This window comes from Lutimonas sp. (assembly GCF_051011215.1).
Classification (GTDB): domain Bacteria; phylum Bacteroidota; class Bacteroidia; order Flavobacteriales; family Flavobacteriaceae; genus Lutimonas.
Map to the genome: position 1 here is coordinate 1 of NZ_JBPCUJ010000168.1, position 2,617 is coordinate 2,617.

2 protein-coding genes and 1 pseudogene are annotated in these 2,617 nt (G+C 38.2%); 2 read left to right on the forward strand and 1 reads right to left on the reverse strand.

Annotated features, from left to right (window positions below):
- Positions 1–914, forward strand: a 914-nt coding sequence (locus tag ACR2MV_RS15895; RefSeq protein ID WP_434023214.1) for a single-stranded-DNA-specific exonuclease RecJ, incomplete at its 5' end; no start/stop codon positions are given.
- A 9-nt stretch (positions 915–923) separates the two neighbouring features.
- A complete protein-coding gene (locus tag ACR2MV_RS15900; protein ID WP_434023215.1) occupies positions 924–2,198 on the forward strand; it encodes an MFS transporter in 1,275 nt (424 codons plus the stop codon).
- Positions 2,199–2,201: 3 nt separating this feature from the next.
- Here ACR2MV_RS15900 and ACR2MV_RS15905 read toward each other — a convergent pair.
- Positions 2,202–2,617, reverse strand: a pseudogene (locus ACR2MV_RS15905) (sulfatase-like hydrolase/transferase); the annotation flags it as partial.

Consider the following 2,617-nt stretch of genomic DNA (forward strand, 5'->3'; position numbering starts at 1 on the left):
GGGGGGGGGGGGGGGGGGGGGGGGGGGGGGGGGGGGGGGGGGGGGGGGGGGGGGGGGGGAGGGGGGGGGGGGGGGGGGGGGGGGGGGGGGGGGGGGGGGGGGGGGGGAGGGGAGGAAAAGAAAAAGAGGGGGAGGGAGAAGAAGAATATGCTGCAGAGATTGAAGCCTTTAACACTGATAGACGTGAAGCAGATAAACGAATTACAGAAGAAGCTCTTAAGCAAATTGAAGAACAAAAAGAACAGGAACGTTTTTCTTCTGTTGTTTACCATGAAACTTGGCATAAAGGGGTTATTGGTATTGTGGCTTCTCGATTAATTGAAACCTATTACAGACCCACATTGGTATTCACTAAGAGCGGAGATAAATTGGCAGCTTCTGCTCGATCAGTAAGTGGCTTTGATGTCTATAATGCTTTAGAGGCCTGTTCAGAACATATTGAACAATTTGGAGGCCATAAATATGCGGCGGGATTAACACTTGCAGAAGAAAACTATGAAGCTTTTAAACATGCTTTCGAAGAAGTCGTTTCAAAAACTATTGATAAAAATTTACTCACGCCCGAAATTAAAGTTGATGCTCAAATCGATTTAAAGGATATAACACCAAAATTTCATAGAATACTTAAACAGTTTGCTCCTTTTGGCCCAGGAAATATGACTCCTGTTTTTATGACTGAAAATTTAAAGGACACAGGCTATGGAAAATGTGTTGGGGAAGATGATAAACATTTACGAATCACGGTTACACAACCAGATGCAGATAAAATAGTCTGTATCGGTTTTGGTTTGGGCGATAAAATAGATTTAGTTTCAAACAGAAAGCAGTTTAAATCGGCATATACCATTGATGAGAATCATTGGAATGGAAAGGTGAGTTTACAATTGAAATTGAGGGATATAAAAGTGCAATAGTATTATCATATGGCAAAAAACGACCCTTACGCAGCTTTACGTTTTAAAGAATTCAATATCTTTTTAGTGATGAGGTTTGCTCTGGTTTTTGGCTGGTCAATGCAATTTATTGTTATTGAGTGGCAAGTATATGCAATGACAGGCGACCCATTATATTTAGGTTTAATTGGGTTAATGGAAATTATTCCAGCTTTAGGCATGGCTTTATTTGCTGGCCACATTGTAGATCAGCGAGAAAAAAGAAATCTTTTAGCGCTTTGTATAGCCGCTTTTTCTTTAATTAGTTTTGGCCTTTTTTGGTTAACCTCTGATGAAATTAGTCAATCCTGGACTAAAGACAATATTTTATATGGTATATATGGTTTGGTGTTTTTTGGAGGGTTTTTACGTTCATTTTTTGGACCGACAATTTTTTCATTGATTGCCTTAATCGTTCCAAAAAAAGTTTATCCAAATGCTGCTACTTGGAGTAGTTCTACTTGGCAAATGGCTCGTGTATTGGGAATAGCTTTTGCAGGGTTTTCAATAAATTGGATTGGAGTGCATTGGTCTTTATGCATTATTTTTGGACTTGTCTTAGTTTCATTTATCGTTTTATTTAAAATAAAAAAGAAACCAATTCTTAACCCTAAAATTGGTGAGCCTGTAATGCAGAGCTTAAAAGAAGGGGTGAAATTTGTTTTTAAAACCAAGGCTATTTTAGGAGCCTTAACTTTAGATATGGTTTCTGTGTTATTTGGCGGAGCTGTAGCACTATTAGCCGTCTTTGCTGAAGATATATTGAAGGTTGGCCCAAAGGGTTTTGGGATTTTAGTTGCAGCACCGTCTGTTGGAGCATTTTTAACAATGCTGATTACCGCCTATTTGCCAATTAGTAAAAATGCGGGGATGAAACTGCTAGCAGCGATATTTGGATTTGGTGTTTGCATCATTGTTTTTGGATTATCATCAATATTCTGGATTTCGGTAGTGGCGTTGTTCTTTAGTGGTGTGACTGATGGGGTATCTATGGTAATTCGTCAAACCATTTTACAACTTAAAACTCCAGATCATATGCGTGGACGCGTGTCTTCGGTGAACTCAATGTTTGTGGGTTCATCTAACGAACTTGGTGCTTTTGAAAGCGGATTGACAGCGAAACTTATGGGAACTGTCACTGCGGTTGTTTTTGGTGGCACAATGACTTTGATTACGGTTGTTACCACTGGAATAGTTTCCCCTTCATTTAGAAAATTAGATTTGACCAAGGATTTAGAAGCACATGAAAATGATAATTCAGAGTAAAATTTATTGCCTTATTTCTGTTAATTTAGTTGTCAATACGTCTTTTATGACACTGTCAGAAACACTTAACGGTAATTGATTTACATTTAAGAGGTTTGGGTTTTCTAAAGGATTATCGATTAAATTATAAAGCGCTTCAGAACCATTTTCAAAGGAAATGTATTTATGTGTAGCATTTCTTATGGTAAAATTTGAACCTCCAGTTTCAAGCCCTACTTCAGCATAAATATAATCTCTTTCATCAGTATTGGAAGTAGTTAGGAGGTTTTTAAAGCTACTACTATCGTTTATTTCTGTTATTTCTATTTCACTGAGATTGGCAATAGTTGCAAATAAATCTGTAGTATTTATCAACGCATCTTCAATAGCATTAATCCGTGTAATATTTTTCCCAGAAATGACCATGGGTACATTAACAC